The organism is Neisseria sp. HMSC065D04 (assembly GCF_001815675.1).
In the GTDB taxonomy this organism is placed as follows: Bacteria; Pseudomonadota; Gammaproteobacteria; order Burkholderiales; family Neisseriaceae; genus Neisseria.
In genome coordinates this window covers 2,579-3,464 of sequence record NZ_KV821502.1, presented here as the reverse complement: position 1 = coordinate 3,464, position 886 = coordinate 2,579, and the positions used below count along the sequence as shown (strand labels likewise).

Annotated in this window: 1 protein-coding gene; it reads left to right on the top strand. The window is 47.3% G+C overall.

Going from position 1 to position 886, the window contains the following annotated elements; all coding sequences use genetic code 11:
* The coding region (locus HMPREF3050_RS05395; protein WP_246830231.1) for a YadA C-terminal domain-containing protein at positions 1-736 on the top strand (736 nt) is incomplete at its 5' end.
* Positions 737-886: the final 150 nt, after the last annotated feature.

Below are 886 nucleotides of genomic sequence, written 5' to 3'. Positions count from 1 at the left end.
AGGTTTGAAAGAAGTTGTAGCTGCACACGATGAAGCGTTGGGTGACTTGACTGAAACCGTCAATGACAACAGCGAAGCATTGGTAAAAACCGCTGAAGTCGTTAATGCCATCAGTGCAGATGTGACTGCCAACAAAGAGGCCATCAAAAACAAAGCCGATCAGACTGCCGTAGAAAGCGTAAGAACAATAGCTGTTGAAGCTAAAGAATCAGTTCAAGCAGTGCAAGGTTCTGTTGAAGCAGCCCGACAATCTGCTGAAATTGCTGAAAGACATGCCAAAGCTGCACAAACATCCGCTGATACTGCCAATAATGTAGCAAGTGCCGCGCAAACTACTGCTGCTCAAGCTCAAGATGCAGTGAAAGCCAATACTGCACAAGTTGCCGCTAACAAAGCCGATATTGCGACACTGCAAACAGCAAGCAACCAACACGCTGCCGGTATTGCTAAAAACTCAGCACGCATCGACAGCTTGGATAAAAACGTAGCTAATCTGCGCAAAGAGACCCGCCAAGGTCTGGCAGCACAAGCAGCCCTCAGCGGTCTGTTCCAACCTTACAGCGTTGGTAAGTTTAACGTTACCGCTGCTTTGGGTGGTTTCAAATCTGACACCGCAGTTGCAGTCGGTGCAGGCTACCGCTTCAATGAAAACTTTGCGGCTAAAGCCGGTCTTGCAGTGGGCACCTCTTCAGGCGGCTCTGCATCTTACAACGTGGGCGTGAACTACGAATGGTAATACCGGTTTAGTGTTAAATAGGTATCAAACCCGCAGCTATGCTGCGGGTTTTTTGTTTTGTCTGGCGGGGTTGCTCAACTGGACATGAATCTCGAATAAAAGACTTAATTCCCGATGTCTATATAGTGGATTAAATTTAAATCAGGACAA